The 21,769-nt window shown below is 44.3% G+C and carries 23 protein-coding genes; 1 reads left to right on the forward strand and 22 read right to left on the reverse strand.

What is annotated here, in order from left to right:
* Position 1 precedes the first annotated feature (1 nt).
* The 13 genes from JSY36_RS02505 to JSY36_RS02565 all read right to left on the reverse strand — a co-directional run bounded on the left by JSY36_RS02505 (position 2) and on the right by JSY36_RS02565 (position 13,190).
* The gene (locus JSY36_RS02505; RefSeq protein WP_205165096.1) at positions 2 to 904 is read right to left on the reverse strand and encodes a ComEC/Rec2 family competence protein; all 903 of its coding nucleotides are present in this window, start codon (positions 902 to 904) and stop codon (positions 2 to 4) included.
* Positions 905 to 1,059: 155 nt separating this feature from the next.
* A complete protein-coding gene (gene dinG / locus JSY36_RS02510) occupies positions 1,060 to 3,867 on the reverse strand; it encodes an ATP-dependent DNA helicase DinG (protein WP_205165097.1) in 2,808 nt (935 codons plus the stop codon).
* A gap of 93 nt (positions 3,868 to 3,960) precedes the next feature.
* Positions 3,961 to 5,010 carry a tetratricopeptide repeat protein gene (locus tag JSY36_RS02515; RefSeq protein WP_205165098.1) on the reverse strand — a complete coding sequence of 350 codons (1,050 nt, stop codon included), beginning with the start codon at positions 5,008 to 5,010 and terminating at the stop codon, positions 3,961 to 3,963.
* Positions 5,011 to 5,091: 81 nt separating this feature from the next.
* Positions 5,092 to 5,475, reverse strand: coding sequence for an aspartate 1-decarboxylase (gene panD, locus JSY36_RS02520; RefSeq protein ID WP_122896695.1), 384 nt, complete (start codon positions 5,473 to 5,475; stop codon positions 5,092 to 5,094).
* Positions 5,472 to 6,347 carry a pantoate--beta-alanine ligase gene (panC, locus tag JSY36_RS02525; protein WP_205165099.1) on the reverse strand — a complete coding sequence of 292 codons (876 nt, stop codon included), beginning with the start codon at positions 6,345 to 6,347 and terminating at the stop codon, positions 5,472 to 5,474. The genes panD and panC overlap by 4 nt, the downstream gene beginning before the upstream one ends.
* Positions 6,344 to 7,189, reverse strand: a complete 846-nt coding sequence (panB, locus tag JSY36_RS02530) for a 3-methyl-2-oxobutanoate hydroxymethyltransferase (RefSeq protein WP_205165100.1) — start codon at positions 7,187 to 7,189, stop codon at positions 6,344 to 6,346. Before panB ends, panC begins: the two co-directional genes overlap by 4 nt.
* A 486-nt stretch (positions 7,190 to 7,675) precedes the next feature.
* Positions 7,676 to 8,635 carry a biotin--[acetyl-CoA-carboxylase] ligase gene (locus JSY36_RS02535; RefSeq protein WP_205165101.1) on the reverse strand — a complete coding sequence of 320 codons (960 nt, stop codon included), beginning with the start codon at positions 8,633 to 8,635 and terminating at the stop codon, positions 7,676 to 7,678.
* Complete coding sequence (locus JSY36_RS02540) at positions 8,632 to 9,768, reverse strand: CCA tRNA nucleotidyltransferase (RefSeq protein WP_205165102.1); 1,137 nt, start codon at positions 9,766 to 9,768, stop codon at positions 8,632 to 8,634. The genes JSY36_RS02535 and JSY36_RS02540 overlap by 4 nt, the downstream gene beginning before the upstream one ends.
* A 4-nt stretch (positions 9,769 to 9,772) precedes the next feature.
* Positions 9,773 to 10,906, reverse strand: a complete 1,134-nt coding sequence (gene bshA, locus JSY36_RS02545) for an N-acetyl-alpha-D-glucosaminyl L-malate synthase BshA (protein WP_205165103.1) — start codon at positions 10,904 to 10,906, stop codon at positions 9,773 to 9,775.
* Positions 10,903 to 11,616 carry a bacillithiol biosynthesis deacetylase BshB1 gene (gene bshB1 / locus JSY36_RS02550; RefSeq protein ID WP_205165104.1) on the reverse strand — a complete coding sequence of 238 codons (714 nt, stop codon included), beginning with the start codon at positions 11,614 to 11,616 and terminating at the stop codon, positions 10,903 to 10,905. The genes bshA and bshB1 overlap by 4 nt, the downstream gene beginning before the upstream one ends.
* Positions 11,609 to 12,028 carry a methylglyoxal synthase gene (mgsA, locus tag JSY36_RS02555; RefSeq protein ID WP_122896688.1) on the reverse strand — a complete coding sequence of 140 codons (420 nt, stop codon included), beginning with the start codon at positions 12,026 to 12,028 and terminating at the stop codon, positions 11,609 to 11,611. Before mgsA ends, bshB1 begins: the two co-directional genes overlap by 8 nt.
* Positions 12,029 to 12,045: 17 nt before the next feature.
* Positions 12,046 to 12,843 carry a 4-hydroxy-tetrahydrodipicolinate reductase gene (dapB, locus tag JSY36_RS02560; RefSeq protein WP_205165204.1) on the reverse strand — a complete coding sequence of 266 codons (798 nt, stop codon included), beginning with the start codon at positions 12,841 to 12,843 and terminating at the stop codon, positions 12,046 to 12,048.
* Positions 12,840 to 13,190, reverse strand: a complete 351-nt coding sequence (locus tag JSY36_RS02565) for a nucleotide pyrophosphohydrolase (RefSeq protein ID WP_205165105.1) — start codon at positions 13,188 to 13,190, stop codon at positions 12,840 to 12,842. The genes dapB and JSY36_RS02565 overlap by 4 nt, the downstream gene beginning before the upstream one ends.
* Before the next feature lie 612 nt (positions 13,191 to 13,802).
* On the opposite strand from JSY36_RS02565, the gene JSY36_RS02570 reads away from it, so the two are divergent.
* A complete protein-coding gene (locus JSY36_RS02570; protein ID WP_205165106.1) occupies positions 13,803 to 14,675 on the forward strand; it encodes a YitT family protein in 873 nt (290 codons plus the stop codon).
* A 57-nt stretch (positions 14,676 to 14,732) separates the two neighbouring features.
* On the opposite strand, the gene JSY36_RS02575 is transcribed toward JSY36_RS02570, so the two are convergent.
* The 9 genes from JSY36_RS02575 to JSY36_RS02615 form a co-directional block, all read right to left on the reverse strand.
* Positions 14,733 to 15,422 (reverse strand): zinc metallopeptidase, encoded by a 690-nt coding sequence (locus JSY36_RS02575; RefSeq protein WP_419466022.1) that lies wholly within the window; start codon positions 15,420 to 15,422, stop codon positions 14,733 to 14,735.
* 112 nt (positions 15,423 to 15,534) lie between these two features.
* Positions 15,535 to 16,344, reverse strand: coding sequence for a sporulation protein YpjB (locus JSY36_RS02580; protein ID WP_205165107.1), 810 nt, complete (start codon positions 16,342 to 16,344; stop codon positions 15,535 to 15,537).
* Positions 16,345 to 16,400: 56 nt separating this feature from the next.
* On the reverse strand, positions 16,401 to 16,997 hold the full coding sequence (gene lhaT, locus JSY36_RS02585) for a lipoprotein heptaprenylglyceryl N-acetyltransferase LhaT (RefSeq protein WP_205165108.1): 597 nt from the start codon (positions 16,995 to 16,997) through the stop codon (positions 16,401 to 16,403).
* 120 nt (positions 16,998 to 17,117) lie between these two features.
* Positions 17,118 to 17,894 (reverse strand): menaquinol-cytochrome c reductase cytochrome b/c subunit, encoded by a 777-nt coding sequence (locus JSY36_RS02590; protein WP_122896682.1) that lies wholly within the window; start codon positions 17,892 to 17,894, stop codon positions 17,118 to 17,120.
* A gap of 33 nt (positions 17,895 to 17,927) precedes the next feature.
* Positions 17,928 to 18,599, reverse strand: coding sequence for a menaquinol-cytochrome c reductase cytochrome b subunit (qcrB, locus tag JSY36_RS02595; protein WP_122896681.1), 672 nt, complete (start codon positions 18,597 to 18,599; stop codon positions 17,928 to 17,930).
* 19 nt (positions 18,600 to 18,618) lie between these two features.
* Positions 18,619 to 19,116 carry a QcrA and Rieske domain-containing protein gene (locus JSY36_RS02600; protein ID WP_122896680.1) on the reverse strand — a complete coding sequence of 166 codons (498 nt, stop codon included), beginning with the start codon at positions 19,114 to 19,116 and terminating at the stop codon, positions 18,619 to 18,621.
* A 121-nt stretch (positions 19,117 to 19,237) separates the two neighbouring features.
* Positions 19,238 to 19,717, reverse strand: coding sequence for a DUF2487 family protein (locus tag JSY36_RS02605; protein WP_205165109.1), 480 nt, complete (start codon positions 19,715 to 19,717; stop codon positions 19,238 to 19,240).
* Between the two features lie 197 nt (positions 19,718 to 19,914).
* Positions 19,915 to 20,466 (reverse strand): ReoY family proteolytic degradation factor, encoded by a 552-nt coding sequence (locus JSY36_RS02610; protein WP_122896678.1) that lies wholly within the window; start codon positions 20,464 to 20,466, stop codon positions 19,915 to 19,917.
* Between the two features lie 250 nt (positions 20,467 to 20,716).
* Positions 20,717 to 21,766, reverse strand: coding sequence for a hypothetical protein (locus JSY36_RS02615; RefSeq protein WP_205165110.1), 1,050 nt, complete (start codon positions 21,764 to 21,766; stop codon positions 20,717 to 20,719).
* Between the last annotated feature and the right edge of the window lie 3 nt (positions 21,767 to 21,769).

Here is a 21,769-nt window from a genome sequence, read left to right on the forward strand (position 1 = left end):
TTTATTGTGCTTTGAATCCAAAAAAACCTTTCAGGCGGTCAGCCATTTGTTCGAGCTGCTCTTTCTCAGCCGGTCTGATTGTAAAAATCTCATAATCCTCGTCATTCCATTTGATGGACACGGTTCCCGTACGGGACGTTTGAAAAATTTCAATCCATGTTCCCTGCAGCCTTTCCAATACAACCGGGCTTGGTAATTCGTCATCATTTTGAAAAATAACAGCCACCTGAGGATCTGCTTCATCCAGCAGCTTTTGGCTCGTTCCTCTTTCACTTGCAAATTCCGCAACTTTTAAAACCGTGGATTTAATATTGTAATTTTCAGTAATGAACGTTTCCACCTGATAATCGGCCACGCTCATAAACAACAGTTTCTTATCTGTATTGTCAAATAACAAAACTGAAGCTCCTTCATGAATCCCCGGACGTGTTTCCACAAACAGCACATGGGCCATTACACCTTCCATTACATAAAGATCGTCTTTTGTCTCAAAGGGATCTACAGTAATGTCAGAAGCGAACAGAATGGGTGCAAGATCTTCAGACATGGCTTTTGGAATACTCACTTCTTTAACATCATAACGATCAATTACTTCCTGGAGGTTCCCTGTATATTCAGCCTGTTTATTTGTAATGATAATCCGGTCAATATCGGATACATGATACATCCCCAGTCTTTCAAAAAGTTCATCCTGACTGAGCCTGTGCCCGGTGTCGATCAATGTTTTTTCACCTTTTGCATTTTCTATTAACGTGGCTTCCCCATGCGTAAGATCAAAAAAAGTATAGGCTGACTCTCCGGAGCGAAGGTTCAGCTCTACGTCTATTTCTTCTTCGGCAGAAACCATAAACGGGGCAAAAAAGACTAACCATGTAAAAAAAATAAGAGTAAACACTTGTTTCATAAAGAGTCCGGCCCTTCTGTGTGAACTTGGGGAAGATGAATGCTTTTGTTCTCGAATATTCCGGGACGGTCCCCGGTGTAACTCAAACACTATTTTATCCCTGGGAATTCCGCGCATCCTGTGCAATAACCTGTAAAATTAAGCACTCTGCTTCATTATAACCATTTTTTCAGATCTTCTTCCAACTCGTCGATTGAACCCTCTACTATTTCAACATCAGGAAGGGACTTCACGAAGAGTTTGCCGTACCTGGTTGTGTTCAAGCGTCTGTCAAGGACAATGACTGCACCTCTGTCCGATTTCTTTCGGATTAACCTTCCAAACCCCTGCTTAAACCTGATAACAGCCTGAGGTATGGCAAGTGACATAAAGGAGGACTTTCCCCTTTCGTCGAGTTTTTCTGCCTTTGCTTTATAAATCGGCTCGTCCGGTGAAGTAAATGGGAGCCGTGCCATGACCAGTAAAGTCAGGTCTTCTCCCGGGATGTCGACACCTTCCCAGAAGCTGCTTGTTCCAAGCATAATTGCTTTATCAAACTGCTGAAAACTCTTTGTAAGCTTTGTCCGGCTTCCTCCATTAATCCCCTGGGAAACGAGCATGAAATCATCGTCCAGAATATCTTTTAACAGTTCGTGACTTTTCTTCAGCATATCGTAGGAAGTAAACAGGACGAGCATTTTCCCCTGAGTGACCTGGGAAAGTCTGTAGAGATGAAGGACAATCGTTTCAATATACGTTCTTTCATCAACCTTATTTAATAAAGGGACATCGTTTGGAATCATAAGTCTGGCCTGGTCTTTCCAAATGAAAGGAGATTCGATAACCATGCTTATAACCGGAAAATCATCCAGACCGAGATTTTTCATAACATAATCAAACTTATTGTTAACGGTAAGCGTTGCAGATGTGAGAACGACACTGTCTTTTCTGGTGAAGAGATCATCTGCCAGCAGCGCACTTACATCAACCGGCCGTGCCTCAAGGATAACTGTCTGCCTCGGCCCTCTCGTTTCGGCTTCCATCCAGTAAACTGTATTTTCCTCGCATTCAAGGAGGAGTTCGGATAACGTATCTTTTGCTTCATAGAGACGGTCAATAATTGTACCGAGTGATTGAAAGGTCACTTTAAATGACCGGTTCTTCTTCTCGGACAGCTCTTCATTTTCTTTTTTGCTCTCCAGCATTCCTGCAAGTTTCATGAGCACTTTCAACGTGTTTTCACATATATAAACAGACCGTGCTGCTGCCTCCTTGATCCCGGAAAATGAATCAGATTCAGAATCGAATGTTACGGTTATTCTGCCTCTTTCGTTTTGCTTTTTTTTCTGTTTAAACGCCCAGCCGTGAAGAAAAAGAAAAAGTTCACTGATTTCTGCTTTTGCTTCCTTTACTGTAAGCTCCGTTTCTTTTAATACTTCGGATACTTTTTCATCAAATAAGGTACGTGAAATATTAGACAAAATCCCTCCACCGTCCACAGAGCCGGCTTCGTTAAAAAGCTGTGAAAACGAAACATAGTCGAGACGGCTTCCGAGCTGATTTGAAGCGGCCTGCTCAAAGTGATGGCCTTCATCAATAATGAGCTGCCTGTATGAAGGAAGGATACCCCTGTCTTCCTGAAGATCTGAAAGGATCAGAGCATGATTGGTAATAATCAGGTCCGCTTTCCTCGCTTTGTTTCTTGCGTGATGATAAAAGCAATAAGGATACCAGGCATGTGAACCTTCATCTTCCCTTCCTGCACTTATTTCATTCCAAAACCGCTTCCCTGAAGAACTGAGGTTGAGCTCCTCCACATCACCGGTAATGGTTTCTGTAAGCCAGACAAGTATCTGTCCTTTTGTGAGGTTACGGTCAGGGTTTTCATAAGGGTCTTCTGCAAGTATTGCTTCAAACTTCTGCAAGCTTATGTAGTGGTCTCTTCCTTTGATTAGGGCAGCACTCACGGGACAGGGCATAATATTATTCAGGACCGGCACATCTTTCTTCAGCAGCTGCTCCTGAAGCTGAACGGTATAAGTGGCCACAACCACAGGTTTACCGGACTCAATCGCATAGCAGGCAGCCGGCAGCAAATATGCAAGGCTCTTTCCTGTACCTGTTCCTGCTTCGATCAGACCATGCTGCCTCGTGGTAAACGCTTCATAGATGGCATTCATCATTTTTACCTGTCCGGGACGGTCTTCATAGTCTTCCATTGTTCCGGACATTTTTTCTTCGTTCATCATAACCTTGCGGACTTGATCAAAAGAAGCTTCTCTCTTCTCCCGGGTGACTGCATCCTCCTGAAACCTTCTATTGGAAAGAGCGATGCCTCTGTATACATCAATGTCCGGTTCACTATGATTAATTGTCCGCTCTTTATTACTGATCCAATGATTTAACAACGGTTTTACATCACTTCTGAAAGACAGAGATATCTTTTTAATCTGCTGAAGTGTGATCAGAGGAAGGCTTTCAAATTTATTCAAAAGTTCAGTAAGGAGCATCGCCGTTGCTTCTGCATCGCTGTCAGCTCTGTGAGGGGTGGTATGGGCTAAATCAAATTCTTCACTCAGCTGAGTAAGCTTAAAGCCGTCTGCTGTAGGGTACAAAAGCCTTGAAAGTTCAACTGTATCGAGAACCGGTCCCCTAAAAGGCTCATAGCCGCATGCTTCAAGTTCATCATTAACGAATGTTAAGTCAAAATTAACGTTATGGGCGACAAAAAATGCTCCGTCCAGATTTTTGAGAAGATCCGGTGCAATTTCACTGAAATCCGGTGCCTCCCTTACCATCTCATCATCTATATTTGTAAGTGACTGGATAAATGAAGGGATCGGTTTTCCCGGGTTCACATAGCTCATATACCTCTCAATTACTGCCGCCCCTTCCATAACAACAAAGGCAAGCTGTATAATCCGGTCCCCCCTTTTATATGATACACCTGTGGTTTCTACATCCAATACAACAAAGCGTTCCATTCCTGCTTCCTCCAGACTCCCGTTTCCATTAAACCTGTAAAAGGCTGACCGGACAGGTTTTACCCTGACACGCTTATCAGCCTCGTAAGATAATCATTTATTTTTCGAGTATACAATTTTCTCCAGAAGGGGGTGCGTAACATTTTTTCTTTCCAAAAAGGCTGCCACACTTTCCTGTTCTTCTATGAAGCCCCATTTCGTAAGAAGCCATAAGTAGGATATCCATACATTAACATTATCAGGATTTTTGGCAGTAAGTTCTTTAAACAAATGCCGGGATTCGTCTCTTCTGTCCAAAAGACCCAAATTCCATGCTGTACCGTGAAGAACTGCTTCATTGTTGCAGCCAGATTCAATCAGGCGCTGATAACAGTGCAGGGCACAGACAAATTCACCCCGCTCTTCAAATTCACAGGCAACAGACATGACTACATCAAAGTCGATTCTTTCTTCCAGCGCTCTGTACCACGCTTCATAAGCCGAGTGGATATCGTTTTGTTCAAGGCAGGATTTCCCGAGCCAGTAGTATGCTTCTGGGTCAGTTGTCGTTTCTGCCAGCGTTCTAAAAAGCTGGGCTGCTACATCAAATTTCCCAAGCCAGTAATAACAGGTACCTAGATTATATACTACATCATCGTTATTCGTAACTGTAAGAGCTTTTTCAAAATAGGGAATAGCTTCTTCAATATTTTCCTTTCTCCCCTCCAAAAGCCCAAGGCCGCAAAGGGAAAAATGCTTCTCTACGAGGTCATTGGTCTGCTGGAACACGGTGAGAAAGGCGTCTTTCGCCTGCTGATCCTTATCTTCATAAATGGATGCAAATCCAAGATATAAAAGTAGACGGGTTTTCTGACACCCTGCTGCCACTTCTTCTGCAAGCTTTTCAGTGGCTTTATTGTACATCTCAAGCTGGTAATATCCGATCCCTTCAGAAGGTTCGGTTGCATTTGTAAAAGAAAGGGGATGGTCACATTTGAGGACATCCTTTAAAGATGATAACAATTCATCCTGAACCGTCCATAAATTCAAAAGCTCGGCATGATCCTGTTCCAGGTCATAAATGATCGTGTGCTGCTGCTCTTTTGAAAGCTGGTGAAAATGTTCTGCCAGCCAGAGACACTTTTCTTCCCATCCTGTATTCATTAAAAAAACCCCCTTTGTTATAGAACCTGACCAATCGGTCTCCTTAACGTAAGTGTTCCTATAATAAAGGGGGGCTTATACTTATGGAAGACAGGTAGAAGCTGGTTCTGTCTGCATCATATCTACAATGTCATTATCATCGTTTAACACGGCAACTTTCGGTACATGGTTTTGTGCTTTTTCTTCGTTCATCCACTGATAGGCGATAATAATCACTTTATCATCCGGCTGGACCAGACGTGCTGCAGCGCCGTTTAAACAGATGGTTTTACTTCCTCTTTTACCGGGGATCACATACGTTTCAAGGCGGGCACCGTTATTATTATTGACTACCTGAACCCGTTCATTAGGCAGGATGTCGACGGCTTCCATCAATGCTTCATCAATTGTAATACTCCCCACATAATTCAGGTTGGCTTCAGTAACTCTGGCCCGGTGTAATTTTGCACTCATCAGCTGTCTCATTTCTTTTCCTCCAGATCATTCGTAGTAAAGATAAGGTTATCAATCAGTCTTGCTTTTGAAAACCTGACTGCACAGGCAATAATCACTTCTCGGGTGTTTTTCATATCGTCCAGTGACTGAATTTTCTCCAGTGACGGAAATGACCTCAGTTCTACATAGTCCACCTCACCGGAAGTCAATTCATTTATCTCACGGACACATTCTGATACAACCTCTGCCGGAGCATTGGTAAAAGAACGGGCATGTTTCACTGCTTTATTCAAAGCACCGTGTATATGAGATGCTTTGAGTCGTTCTTCTTGTGTCAGGTTAACGTTTCTGGAACTTTTGGCAAGGCCGTCTTCTTCCCGGACCGTCGGTACTCTGATAATGTCTACCGGGATGTGATAATCTTTTACCATTGTTTCAAGAAGGGCCACCTGCTGGGCATCCTTTATCCCGAAATAGGCTTTGTTTGGCATAACCATCCAGAATAATTTCATAACCACGGTGAGCACGCCGTCGAAATGGCCCGGACGGCTCTTTCCGCAAAGGGAATCAGCTCCCTTTTTTACAGTTATTAAAGAAGACATCGGTTCTTTATACATTTCATTTACATTCGGGATAAACAAAAGGTCCGCGCCCGCTTCATTTGCCAGCTCAATGTCACGTTGTTCGTTCCGGGGGTAGGTGCTGTAGTCTTCCCCTTCACCAAATTGGAGCGGATTGACAAAAATACTCGATACAACGAAGTCACACTCTGTGGATGCTTGTTTTATCAAGGCCTGATGACCTTTGTGTAAGTATCCCATCGTCGGTACAAAACCCGTTGCCATCCCCCTGGCTTTCTGATGATGTTCCCTGAGTTCGTTTACCGTTCTTACGACGATCATATTTTAAGACCGCCGTTTCCATAAAGCTCCTTTATTTCCGTTTCATCCATTGAGAACGTATGCTCCTCTTCAGGAAAGCGGCCGGTTTTTACATCCCGGTTATACTCCTTCAGTGCTTTTTGGATCGGGCCGGACAACTTCACATATTGTTTTACAAACTTAGGGACACGGGACTCGGTAAACCCGAGCAGATCGTGCCATACGAGGACCTGTCCGTCTGTATGCCGTCCTGCTCCAATGCCGATTACAGGAATGGTCAGGCTTTTTGTGACCATTTGTGCTACCTGATGAGGAACACATTCAAGGACGAGCATTATAGCCCCCGCTTCCTGTGCTTTTTTGGCATCATCAATAAGCTCCGCGGCTGATTCAGCATCTTTCCCCTGCACTTTATACCCCCCGAGCACTCCCACTGTCTGGGGAGTAAGACCAAGGTGGGCAACTACAGGGACACCTGCCTCGGTAAGGGTTTTAGTCACATCAAGAACAGTGCCTCTTCCTTCAACCTTAACAGCTTCTGCACCGGCTTCCTGCATGAGTCTTCCTGCATTTTGAACAGTCTTGTCTATTGATCCGTGATAGCTTAGAAAAGGCATATCCGCTACTGTAAAAGTGTCCGGTGCCCCCCGTTTTACTGCTTTTGTATGAAGAACAATATCATCGACCGTGACCGGTATCGTAGAGTTGTAACCGTGTACGACCATCCCGGCACTGTCACCGACTAAAATAACGTCCATACCCGCGTCCTGTGCGTGCCGCCCTCCCGGGGCGTCATAGGCAGTGATCATGGATATTTTTTCTCCCTCTTGTTTCATCTGCTTAAACAAGGCTGAATTTTTCATGGTTCTCCTCCTTTTAATCCGGGCTTTGCAGCAGCAAAGCTCATTAAGAAGGACGTGCTCATAAACATAAAATGACCTTCTCCAAAAAGGCAGAAGGTCAGCTTTAATAAACCGGGCACATCGGTGTCCGGATGTTATGAACGTTCCTTCTGTCCCCGTCCGTAATGGATCGTGGCAGATTCTTTTTTTAGATGTTTTCGGATAGAATGGTGGAGATTATTCTCTTCATTACTGAGAATGTGGTTGAAGCCTGCGCGTCTTTCTCTTTCCGTGGCGGGGCTGCCAAGCCTCCTCGGGCTATGCCCTGCGGGTTCTTGCCTTGCCCTCAATGCCACAGGAGTCTCGGGCACTTCGGCTTCATCGTTCTTCTTTAAAGAAAACAATACTTCCGAAAACATTTTTAAAACTCATTTACACAGGTACAGTTCCATCCGGATACTGTCCACTTTGAGTATAGCAAAAATCAGCATGAAGATGTGAATCTTTTTAACATTCAATATCTGCAGAATAGATATGTCTGAGGGTCCCGTCGTCCTGGCGAAGAAGAAGGACTCCCGAGTCGTCAATTCCTGTTGCAATACCCGTGAGCGTTTCTTTTGGTGTTCTTGCTGTAATTCTTTTTCCCATCGTGAGAGCATGAGCTTCCCATAAGGGCTTAACAGCTGCAAATCCCTCTTTTAAAAAGGTGCGGTAAAGCCAGTCCCATTCAATAAGGATGGATGAAAGAACATCGGTTCTGTTTACAGATTTTCCACTCTCAATTCTCAGGGAAGTTGCAATCGTGTCCAGAGGAGCAGGGAATTGGGACTGATTGACGTTCAGACCGAGTCCGACAATGATGGCATGAACCTTATCAGGCTCTGCCTGCATCTCTGTGAGAATTCCCGCTACTTTTTTCCCTTCAAAGAGTACATCATTCGGCCATTTGATTTCAGGGTCAAGGCCGACAGCATTTTTGATGCCCCGGACAACTGCTACCGCAGTCAGGAGAGTAAGCTGGGGAGCACGTTTCACTTCGATATCCGGTCTTAAAATCAGGCTCATCCATACTCCTGTTTCCGGCGGTGAATGCCACTGTCTTCCGAGTCTCCCTTTTCCTTTCGTCTGTTCATCTGCAAGAATAAGGGTTCCTTCCGGTGCATTTTCACTGGCCAGCTGGTGGGCCGTTTCCTGGGTGGAATGGATCGATGGATAGTGATGGACGGCTGTAATAAATGTCTCATCTTTCAGTCTTGATTCAAGCTGATGTTTTGATAAGGTATCCGGCTCATCAGAAAGACGGTACCCTTTCTTCGGTGCCGCCTCAACATTGTAGCCCTCTTTTCTTAGGGCATCGATATGTTTCCAGACAGCCGTTCTTGAGCAGCCAAGCTTTTCACTCAGTTTTTCACCTGAAATAAATTCATTTTCTTTCGTTCTTAGCATTTGCAGAAGGCTTGACTTCATCCGGTTAGTTCCTTTCGTATATACTCAAAAACCGCAGTTTTCGTATTCTCTGTTTTTTTCGTCACAATCGCATATTCCACTTTTTTTAACGTATTTCCAATCCATTTTCCTTCACTGACCTGGAATTCTTCCATCAGCATTTTCCCGTTGACAGCCATATCGGATTTCTTTTTAATCGGAAGCTGTTCAAATTTCTTTTTGACAGTTGAAAACTCAGGTTCTTTATTCAAAAAAAGAGCCCTGATTTTTTCGCAGGAATATATCCATTCTTCCCCCGCCTGGTAGAGCGTCTGGTTGGACCAGCCGGCCGTTACGATTTCCGAAGTAACACGCTCAATGATACCTGCCTGTTTTTTTAACAGGTTGCTCCGCCTGTAACGGTTAAGGGTTTCTGTAAGATTATCGTCAGAGAGGATGTACCAGCAAAGCGGCACCTCATCAACAGTAAAAGGATGGTTGTAGCAGGATAGAAGGCGTAACCACTTTTGCCGTGAGTACAGTAACGGAGCAAGCCCGCCTGCAATAGGAGACTCCATAAGTGCGATCAGACTTTCCTTTGACAACGGAAGCATTTTCTCAAGCTCTTGGCCGATGCGTTCGACGGCTGATTTTTTTACAAGAGATGCATGTAAACCTATGGCATGAGCGGTATTTGACTCAATAGTAAAGCTGTATGCAAAAGCAAATCGATACCCCCTCACCATTCTCAGGGGATCTTCCTTAAAACGTGCTTCCGGATCCCGGACTCCGCGGATGATACCATTTTCAATATCATCGCGGCCATTAAATGGATCGATAATTTCACCTTCCCGAGTCATGGCCATGGCATTGATCGTGAAGTCCCTCATACTGAGGTCTTCTTCTATCGTCTTTCCCCGGAACGCTGTCACCTCGACGGCATCACCTTTTACCGGAACAACCACCGTTCCGTGCTCCACTCCTACATCGATGCTTGCGGGAAACAGTCTTAAAACCTCTTCAGGAAGAGCATTCGTTGCCACATCAACATCCCTGATATCAAGGTTCATTATTTTATCTCTAACCGCTCCCCCGCAGGCATAAGCCTGGAAGCCGCTGGCGCGCAGTTTATCCATTACGTGGTTTGCAGCTTCCCATGGTGATATTACTTTCACAGCCCTACTCCCCTTTAATGGTTCGTTCGTAGATTTCTTCATATTGGGCAACGATCAGGTCCTGGTGAAATATCTCTTCTGCACGCCGTTTCGCTTCTTTACTCATTGATGCGTGAAGATTGTCATCTGAAAGAATTTCTACCGCTTTACGGGCAATCTGCTCAATATCCCCCAGATCACAGATAAATCCCGACTCCTTGTCGTTAATAACTTCAGGGATGCCGCCGATGTTTGTTCCGATCACAGGCAGCCCGCAGGCCATTGCCTCCAAAAGAACAAGTCCGAAGCTTTCCTTTTCACTCAGAAGTAATTTAAGGTCGCTCATGGAAAGAAGGTCCGCGATCCGCTTTTGATTACCGAGAAACAAGACTTCTTTCTCAAGCCCCAGTTCCCGGACCAGTTCGTTCACCACTCGGTGTTCAGGGCCGTCACCGATTAAAATAAGCTTGGCCTTCAGCTTATCTCTGATAAGCCTGAAACTTTTCACTACATCAGGTACACGCTTGACTTTTCTGAAGTTTGAAACATGCACCAGGATTTTTTCTTCAGGAGAGATACCGTACTCCTCCCTGAGAGCCCTGCTGTCTTTCGGATAATAGACTCTCTGATCGATAAAGTTATAAACCGTTTCGATTTGTTTTTTGGTTCCCAGCAGTTCATGTGTCTGCCGTGCAAGATCATTCGAAACAGCTGTTACCGTGTCCGACCGTTCAATTCCAAACCGGATCATATCTGTAAGGGACGGGTCGTAGCCGAGTACAGTGATATCTGTTCCGTGAAGGGTAGTCACAACTTTTAAGTGATTGCCTGTCATTTCTTTTGCCAGATGGGCGCTGATGGCATGGGGGACGGCATAGTGAACATGAAGAATATCAAGTTTTTCACGTTTCGCCACCTCTGCCATTTTACTTGCCAGGGCCAGATCATAGGGGGGATACCTGAAAACAGAATACTGGTTCACTTCAACTTCATGAAAATAGATATTAGCATTAACATTCTCAAGCCGGAAAGGGAGACTTGATGTGATGAAATGAACCTCATGCCCTCGTTCGGCGAGACTTTTACCAAGTTCCGTAGCCACCACTCCCGAACCGCCTACTGTCGGGTAGCAGGTGATTCCTATTTTTCGTTTCGTCATGATTGTTCCTCTTTCACTAAATCTGTCATCCCCAAAGGACCGCTCGTTTTAAAGCCTTCACCGTACCTTACGCCGGTCAGCTGACCCATTACCTGTTCTCTCGCCCTTACTCTCTCCAGGTAATGATCTGTCAGGGGGGTTGCCACTGTTTTATCTGTGGTATTAAACTGGCTTCCAAAGGCTTTAAGCGCCTGTATTTTATCTTCTATGTAATCGGAGACATCGACTACAACATCCGGTTCCATAAAGCCGTTTATCTGGTAAAAATAAAGAGATTCTGCTTTATGAGCTTCTCCAAGGTGCTGGTTGTATTTGTATATGCCGGCGTTAAACACGGCTTCCTTTACAAGTTCACCGGTGTGGGTATGATCGGGATGTCTGTCTGTAATGTTCGGGGCAAAGACAAGCTTCGGCCGGTATTCTCTTATTACCTCTGACAGTTTTTCAATTACTTCCCTGCGGCAGTTCATCAGGCCTCTGTCAGGAAAATCGAGCTGAACAACTTTTGTAACAGACAGTCGTCTGGCTGCTTCATCTGATTCTTCCTGCCTTTTTTCTACCGTGCCGTTTGAAGAAAGGTCTGCTTTCGTCAGATTCACGATTCCGGTTTTATATCCTTTCGCTGCATGAAGAGCAAGGGTTCCCCCCATTCCAATTTCCACGTCGTCGGGGTGGGCCCCGATGGCAAGAATGTCCAGTTTGTTATTCACCAGCCTTTCCCTCCTTCCCGTGGACAATCGAACGCCACTTAAAATCCCCCCGTTCAAGACCTTTAATAAGAACTTCTCCTGTTGCCATATTGGTTGCAAGGGGAATTTTATAAACATCACACAATCTGATCAAAGCTGTTACATCAGGTTCATGAGGCTGGGCTGTCAGCGGATCTTTAAAAAAGAGGATAAGATCCATTTCGTTTTTTGCGATCATAGCCCCGATCTGCTGATCACCGCCTAAAGGACCGCTCTGAAACCGGTGAATAGAAAGAGATGTTTCCTCCATGATCCGTTTACCTGTTGTACCTGTAGAGTAAAGATCATGTTTTTTCAAAACAGGTTCAAAGGCAACAGTAAATTGAACCATTTCCTGCTTTTTATTATCGTGTGCAATGAGTGCAATGTTCATCAGGGCGTCGTCCTCTCTTATTCAATAATGTGTTCCAGACCATACACGAGTACATTCAGTTTCATGGCTGCTTCACATGCGAGCTTCACTCCGGGCATAAATGAACGGCGGTTCATGGAATCATGTCTGATCTTCAGCGTCTGTCCTTCACCACCAAACAGTACTTCCTGATGAGCTACCAGTCCGGGAAGACGCACACTGTGGATTCGCATTCCGTCAAATTCCGCTCCTCTTGCACCGGGCAGCGTCTCCTCCTCTTTTGGGTGTCCCTGTTGTTTCTCCTGTCTAACTTCACTGATAAGCTGAGCTGTTTTTACGGCTGTACCGGACGGAGCATCAAGTTTGCGGTCATGATGCTGCTCAATGATCTCAACATCCGGCATGTATCTCGCTGCCATCTGGGAGAATTTCATCATAAGAATAGCTCCGATCGCAAAGTTAGGAGCGATAATAGCCCCAAGCTCTTTTTCTTCAGCAAGGCTGCTCAGTTCGGCCACATCCTCTTCTGTAAATCCAGTCGTTCCGATTACAGGTCTTACACCATTTAAAAGTGCCTCTTTCATATGTACTTTACCTGTCTGAGGATTTGTAAGGTCGATTAGAACATCCGGTTTGATTTTTTCAAAACATTCCCCGGCATCTGTAAAAACAGGTACGTCCAAGTTTGGAAGATCATCAACATCCCTCATGGACATCCCGTCATATTTCCGGTCAATTACGGCTGCAAGTTCAAACTCTTCAGTTTCAGTAACCATCGTCACGGCTTCTTTTCCCATGTTTCCTCTTGGTCCTGCAATTACGATTCGTGTCATTATTCATTCTCCTTACTGTCTTCTTTTTTTGTCCAGCGGTCTTTGTCCCGCGTATTGAATTTCTCCATTACAAGATCGTGGGCTTCTTCTAGATCCACATTAAGAGAGTTGGCAAGGCATGTCAGAACAAACAGTATATCACCGATTTCCTGCTCAACGGTCTTTTCTTCTTCCGAACTTTTCTTTGGTTTTTCTCCGTAGTAATGGTTGATTTCCCTGGCAAGTTCACCCATCTCCTCTGTAAGACGGGCCATCATGGCCAGTGGGGAAAAGTACCCTTCTTTAAACTGTGAAATGTATTGGTCGACTTCCGTCTGCATCCGTGTAATTGTTTTTTTATTCTCTTCCATTAAATGTACACCTCTTATCTCTTTCCTACCTGTTTATCGTAGCGAAACCTGAGCGTTTTTACAAATAAATTGCAGACTTGTCTCAGACAATCTGAAAGTTGGATTGCCGGCCCTGTTATCTTTCTATATAATTGGTTCTGGTAAACACAGATATTGATGTCCCCGCCCTGCAGTATCTCCCGCTTTTTAGTAAGATTTGTGCTCTTACAATGGAATTCCCGCTACAGGCGGACGCTTTCCGCGGGAGTCACCGCCTTTAAACTGATTTATGGAAAAGGTAAGTGTTATTATACCTAAATGTTGATTTAAAGTTTATTGGAGAAGCTCCTCCAAAAAGGTAACGAAATGAGCAGAAATCAACAATCAAGTTTAACTGAGACCCATTCTAATTTATGCACACCATGGCTCATGAAAAGCATGCGGTGTTTTTTCCGCCAGGTTATTCTTACCTTCTGACTAATCAGCGAATTGTGCGGAGTTCAACGAAGTTGAGGTAATTAGAGAGTCTCATAATTTGCATTTTCCAGATAGCAGAAAAAGGAGTATGTTAAGCTGTATAATTCAACAATGATCTTTAACTAAGCAATCTGAACGATTTGGAGGAACAGCCATATGATTCAAGCAATAAAAGCTAAAAATATCCTAGCGATCCTTTTTGGTACAGCAATTATGAGCTTCGGACTCGTTTATTTTAACATGCAGAACAACCTTGCTGATGGGGGTTTTACAGGAATTACACTGATTTTGTTTTTCATGTTCTCAATTGACCCTGCACTCTCCAACCTTGCATTAAACATTCCCCTGTTTATTATCGGATGGAAGATACTCGGCCGGAATGCCTTTATCTATACCCTTATCGGGACTGTCGGGGTTTCTGTTTTCTTGTACGTCTTTCAGCGCTATACACACTTTTACTTTCCTCTGGATGATGATATGACGCTTGCGGCTCTGTTTGCCGGGGTCTTTATCGGAGTGGGGCTCGGAATTGTGTTCAGATATGGCGGAACAACCGGCGGCGTCGATATTATTGCAAGGCTTGGCTTTAAATATTTAGGCTGGAGCATGGGTAAAACGATGTTTATTTTTGACGCTGTTGTTATTACTGGCTCACTTATTTACTTAAACTACCGTGAAGCAATGTACACCCTTTTGGCCGTCTTTGTGGCAGCCAAGGTGATTGACTTTATGCAGCAGGGGGCCTATTCAGGTAAAGCAGCTATGATTATTTCGGAAAAAGCACCGGAAATTTCAGCCCAGATCATGTTGGAAATGGACCGGGGGGCTACCCTTCTTAAAGGAAAAGGGAGCTTTACTGGCACAGACAAGGAAGTTCTCTACTGTGTTGTAGGCCGAAACGAAATGGTAAGACTGAAAACACTCATTGATAAAGTCGATCCCCATGCTTTCGTTACGCTTACAGATGTGCAGGATGTAATGGGAGAAGGGTTTACACTTGATGAAAACAAGCGCCCTTTGGGGATTTAAGATCTCCCGCACGCAGAAAACCTCCCACCCGGTATTGGGTGGGAGGTTTTCTTTGCCTTATTCGTCTCTCATAACGAAATACATTAAAATAAAACGCACAAGTTCCAGCACAGCTACAACAGCACCTGCTACATACGTAAGTGCCGCCGCATTTAAAACCTTTTTTGTCTGTTTCTCTTCATCATTGCGAATAACACCTACAGAAATCACCTGGTCCATTGCCCGGCTGGAAGCGTTAAATTCCACAGGCAGTGTAACGAGCTGGAACAATACTGCAAAACTCATAAGAACAATACCTGCAAGAAGAAGGTTTGCCTGAGTTAGCAGCATACCGGCCAAAATGAGGAAGAATGAAAAGTTCTGGCCAAGATTGGCTACCGGCACGAGCGCATGACGGAAGCGGAGGAATGCATAATCTTCTGCATCCTGGATAGCATGTCCCACCTCGTGGGCAGCGACTGCGGCACCCGCTACAGAGTTTCCGTAATAATTACTTTCAGACAGACGGACCGTCTTTGACCGCGGATCGTAGTGGTCGGTCAGCTTTCCTTTTACAGGCTCCACTGTTACATCATAAATGCCGTTATCATTTAAAATCTTTTTTGCAACCTCAGCGCCGCTCATACCTGAAGAGGCAGGCACCTGAGAGTATTTTTTAAATGCACTCTTGACCCGCATCTGCGCCCATAAGGGGACGAGAAGCAGGATGGCGAAGTAAATAAGAAATGCTCCCATACTTCCAAACATAGTCGATTCCCTCCGTTTTTCATCACTCTTTACTTATTATCAATTTTAGTCAAACTTGTTTTTACTGTCAATGAACATGCATTATAGTTCCCCGTGCGTAAAAAGAAGGGCGTTATTCCCTTCTTTTTACCTTTCTTTCTTCCCTCTGGCCTTCATACTTCTTCCACCCGGCATAGGTGAGAGCAAAAACAATAGCCCCGCCGATCGTGAGTATCACCCAGATTAAAGAAGGGTCCGATGTACTTTCATCCACATCGCCATAAATCATATCCAGATCACTTAACATGACAGACAGTGTGCTGAGAAGGTTTGAAGCTGCCAATGGTTCATGACGGTGTCGTTCTGCATAAACGACCTGTGAATCAAAACGCTGATACACATGAGGCTCAAGTGCTGCCTGCCACGCAGGCCTCACCACTTCATATCCTTTTAAAAATCTGTTGAGCTGCTTTTGATAAGTCGTCCAGTCTTCGTTTTCAAACGCTTCTGCCATTCCTGTAAGGGGAGATTCGAGGGATTCCTTTGTATTTTTCCATAGATGATGCTCACTCGAGTCATACACATCAACGAGAAGCCGGAAAGAAGAAACCGCCCTTACTCTGTCCTCATGACTCATACTCATACTGGTTGATGCCTGCTCTGCACTTTCATATGTTGAGACAATTACCCTCAGGTCATTCATAGAAAGGTTAAAATCGGAAGAACGTACAGTCAGGAACTGCTTTGAAAAGTGATTTAAAAGCTGCTTCGCTTCTTCATACCGCTGTTCCTTAACGTATTGAAGGATTGTATCACTCGTTTTATTTAATTCACGCCACAGTTCTCTGTCTTCCTGATCTATACCGGAGTCTGCATGCACAGCATACGGAAGTAGACATAATAATATTACTGACAACAAAATGATGATTTTTCTTACATTCATGCCTGTCCCTCCTCTTTTACCTAATTCATCCTATGAGGAGGGACAGCCTGGTAGACCTAAAATCCAAGAGTTCTCTTCTGCTGAATCTTATTCAGCATATAGACGACCAAAAGAGAGCTGATGCTGAGCCAGAACGTAAAATATGCAATCTCCTGGTAATATGGAAGAATCAGTCTGGAGACATACGGATGCATGCCGTATATGTAATCAATAACATCATTGTGAAGCGTCCATACAGCAACCAAAGCGAGATGCCAGCCTTTTATTCTGTAGTACGGAGCATATAAAAGACCCTGAACCGCCATTCCTAAATGAGAACCGATCAGCATGTAATGATCCCACCGGAGCGGAGATCCTTCCACCGCTGCCCATACAATCATGACTACAGCCCATATGCCATATTTAAACAACGTTACAGCCGCAAGAGCTTCTACAAGAGGGATATTCTTTCTGAATAAAAAAGCGGTCAGAACAATGACAAAGAAAAGACTTGCTGTCGGGCTGTCCGGCACAAAGATAAGAAAAACCGCCGGTGTAGCTGCCAGCTGCGACTCGTACCATATGTATCCATAGATCGTTCCCGGTATATTTATGACAAGTAACAGAATAATTGCCCACTTTTGTCCAAGAAGGTTATACCCTTTATCAATCATCCTCTTCCCTCCTGTCTTTCGGATCTCTTTACCAGTATACCTGTAAAGAGTAATACAGATAAGTAATTACTGACAATATAAGAAAAGCTGACTGAATTACCTCAGTCAGCTTCGTAATATTTATTCCGGATCCTGTCCGTCGTTGGCAATCCATTCAGCCAGGATTTCAAGCTCTTCATCAGAACCTTCGAACTGGTCTCCAGGCATTTCACCCTGACCGTTTCGAATAATCTCTGCATAATCTTCTGCCTCGTAATCATTCTCGAAGATGTTCGGACCAGCCGCTCCACCTTCACCCTGATCACCGTGGCAGCCGATACAGGCCTGCTGGCTCATGTAAATTTCATACCCTTCCGAACTTTCATCAATCTCAACATCTTCAACAATCGCACCCTGACGCGCTGCCGCTTCCCAGTCGTGCTGGTCAACAGATTCCCACGTAAGGAAGATAATTGAGATGATACCAAGCATCATCAGTCCGCTTGCAATTGGACGGCGGATCGGACGGCGTTCCACTCCATTATCAAGCCATGGGGCAAGAAGAAGCGCTCCAAAAGCAATACCAGGCATTACAACGGCTCCGATTACCGTATAGGCACCGGCAGCAAACTCATACTTCAGTAACTGATACAAAAACAGGAAGTACCAGTCAGGCAGTGGTATGTAGCCTGAATCGTTAGGATCTGCCACACGCTCCAACGGTGATGGATGTGCAATTGTCAAACATAGATAACCAATCAGGAAGACTGCCCCGACCATCCACTCACGTAGAAGGAAGTTAGGCCAGAATGCTTCCGTTTTATGCGGATACTCTGAATAGTCTTTTGGAATATTCGGCATCCTTGTAGCCGGGACACGAGAGTCGCCGACAAACTTCATACCTTTCCCGCGATGCATAGATTTCCCTCCTTTTCTGCGTCAAACCGGATCCTACAATGGACCGGAAATTCCTTGTTTACGGATCATAAAGAAGTGGGCTCCAAGAAGTCCAAGAAGCGCACCCGGCAAGAAGAACACGTGGATCGCAAAGAATCGTGTAAGCGTCTGTGCTCCGATAATCTCGCCACCTGCAAGCAGTGTTTTAGCGAACGTACCGACAACCGGAACGGCTTCGGCAATCTCAAGTCCTACAACTGTCGCAAAGTAAGCTTTCATATCCCAAGGCAATAGATAACCGGTAAACCCTAGACCAAGCATGACGAAGAAAATGAGAACTCCGACAACCCAGTTTAATTCCCGCGGTTTCTTATAGGAACCTGTAAAGAATACACGCAACGTATGTAGGAACATCATTACGATAACAAGACTGGCTCCCCAGTGGTGCATACCGCGGACAATAACACCGAAAGTGACTTCATTTTGTAAGTAGTAGACCGATTCATAAGCATGAATAATGTCCGGCACATAGTACATTGTCAAAAACATACCGGATAGAATTTGAATTACGGTAACAAAGAACGTGAGTCCCCCGAAACAGTAAACAAATGCTGAGAAATGATGGGCAGGGTTAACGTGCTCAGGCACCTCGTGATCGGCTATGTCACGCCACATGGGGGTGATATCCAGCCGTTCATCTACCCAATCATAGATTTTTTGTAACATTTACTACGCCCCCTTCTTCCTAACGTTGCACTGTTCTTCCTAAATAAAGATCGCCATCCCGGACTTCCATTTCATACACATCCAACGGACGTGTTGGTGGCGTGTTAGGAACGTTCGTTCCGTCTTTTTCAAATCGGCCGAAGTGACATGGGCAATAGAATTGCTCAGGATAATCTTCATTACCTTCCCAGTTCACTGTACAGCCTAAGTGAGTGCAAACAGGTGAAAGAGCTATAATTTCATCGCCTTCTCTGTAGACCCAGGCCACTCGGTCAACATCAGACGTATACCAGGCATCTTCCTGCTCAATTGTAAAGTTAAAACGTGTTGGTTCGTCAGTCAGTTCATCAACTGACGCTACCCGTACAAAGTCAGTATCTCCGCCTGCCTGTAATGCAGGGTCCAAAGCAAAGCGAGCCATTGGCATAAGCATACCTGCTGCCATGAAACCGCCTACACCTGTCAGTGTATACGTCAAAAATTGACGCCTCGACACTTTGTGTTCTTTTTCACTCACGACTTTCCCTCCTCGCTCCTATGATCTCTAAAGCTGCCATTTAAACACACAAATATCATACTAAGACATTATTATGATAGCGTAAAAATTCATTAAAAGTCAACAGAATCAGACAATGTGTTCAGGAATTTCTTTCTTTCGGTCCGGACTGCCACTTATCTGTAATAAGGGGTAAAATCTGTTTCATCTGCTGTGAGATCATTTCTCTGGCATATGCCGGGTCCACGTTTTCCAAGGGAAGTGCCGGGATCCATATCAATTGATCCGGCAGATTTCCTTCTACCCGCTTCCAGTCTCCGTCTGAAGTTATATAAACAATATGTTTAAAACCATTGTCGAAAAAGTGACGATCCCAGTCCTGTAACCGGGATGTGCGGCTCTCATCGGATTCTTCTGTCAGATATGTAAAAGGAGGCAGTTGAAAAAGTCTTCCCTTAAACTGCTTTTCTATTTCATCAATCAGGATGGAAGAAAACTCCCCTTTTGAGACAGTTCCCTTGATGTCCTTTTCCCAGTTTAAAGGTACAAGAGGAATAATCGCTGTATCCACATATTCCTTGGCATTCATATACATGTCCAGGTCATTAGTTACCCATTTCACAATTAAGCACTCCTTACACATTCAGCTTTTGTTTTTATCGGCATTCTTATTCTTTGAAACCTGCCGGCTCACTTGATTTTAACATAAAGATTGTATGAAAGGGTAACGTCCTCTTAATCAAACAGCTTTCTTAATTATGCCAGGAAGAGACATGCAGAGAATAGACATTCAGTAGTGCCGGAGCCAAAAAAAAACCCTTAAACGTTAAGGGCTTTTAATTGCTTATATTCTTCTGCAAGATCATTGAACCGTTTTTTGTCCCCTTTACAGAGAGCTTGGTCAATTTCTTTTTGAATGGATTTAATCCGCTCATTTCTAATCGACTTCTCCAAAACCATTTCCGCCATGAGCTGGTGAATATTCGTTTCTTCTTCATTTACAGGCAGGTACGGGTTTTCCTCAAGGACCGCTACATACTGCGGTGTCATCTGCTTGTCTTTAAAATTCAGCTGAATAAAGATATCTTCGTTTCTGTTTAGCCTGATGTCATGAAAGGACTTTTCTGCGTCCATCGTCACATGCTGGTTCTTGTGAAAAGCAAACGGCACACAATCCACATCATTTGTAGAAATCATGAGTGCTTTCGGACAGTAATCAGCTTGCTCGACAAAATGGACACGCTCCATTAATATGTCATCACTCATCAGGAAGTTAAGCAACCAGGCACATTCACGGCGTTTCAACTGGTATTGATCGAGAAACCACTTTAAAAAATCGCGTTTCTCCATGACCGGAACAGTATTGTTCATCTTCACCCCTCCTCAATCATGAATTGCATTTGAAAATCCGGAGCTCCTTAAAATGTAACCGCTTCTTTATATATGTTTATATTCTTTAAAAACATCAAAAATCCTTTTTAAAATGATATTTTAATAAAAGTTTTTTTGCGGGAACCAGTCAAAGGACCAAAAATCTGTTGTTCAATGCGATTCACGTTGGACGGGGGACCTAGCCGTCGCCAATATGTTATATCAAAATAGATTTCACCTTCAGTTTCGGTTAAAGAAGACTTGAAAAAAACCGATTCCCGTGCAGATCTGAAGAAGAAAGGGAATAGTAGGTTTCACTGCCGAATGTTTTTTCGCACAAGTAACCAAGGTGCACGAGCATGGGCAGGATTCGTTTTTTTATCACTGCTGATCTGTCGTCATAATAATAGTCATCTGTAAATGGGTACAGCAGGGAAACAACCGTTTCTTTCTCCAGTGCCAGGTTGTCTTTCCCGAGAACGGTGGCAAGTATTTTAATCAGGACAGGAAGCTGCGGGAGCGCCCTGCGGTACTCTTTTACATAAGTAAGCATAAACCGCTGCATCAACCGGGATACACTCATCTCCTCAGCTTCTTCCCATTTCGTTGTTACAACGAGCCTCACTTCTTCCTGAATCCAGCCTTCATTATGGGCGAGATCATAGATAAGAGAAAAACGGTCCGGGTAATAATTAAAATGACGGCCATATCCAAAACGCCATTTTTCATTTGGTATGTCTTCTTGGTATTCCAGCTTTTTCAAAAGACTTCCAAGCTGTGATTTTCCTATCGTTTTCTGTTGTGTCAGAGGATAGGCTTTTACCTTTACTTCATCTATGAATGTGTACAGATCTGTGAGGAGTGTGTGTCTGTCAGGTTTTTGAGCGGGTACTGTCACAGCCTCCATGCTTACACTTTGTTTGAGGAAATTTCCTGCGATCTTTTTTAATTCGTCCGGCATAATCCACCTTTCCATTGGGAGGGGGAACAGCCACCCCTCTTTTTCCAGTACAGCCAGTGCATGATGAACATGTTCACGTTCACTCTTTGTTACGAGCCCTGCCAATTCATGTAAAGCCCACTCTGCAGTGGCACTCATACTTACAAAAATAACGAGTTGTCTTTCACACCGTTGCAGGTTCTTAATGGACGCAGTCCGGTCATTAATATCTGTGAGCCTGCGAATTACCTTTTCGATGCACCGCTGTTTCGACCGCTCTGTTTCTCCATTATCAAGGTGGTGAAGAATCCGGGCTAACGACTGCTGAGGCAGTTGGAGCAATAGTTCCATCACGTTCATTTT

Source organism: Alteribacter salitolerans (assembly GCF_016901055.1).
Taxonomy (GTDB): Bacteria; Bacillota; Bacilli; order Bacillales; family Salisediminibacteriaceae; genus Alteribacter; species Alteribacter keqinensis.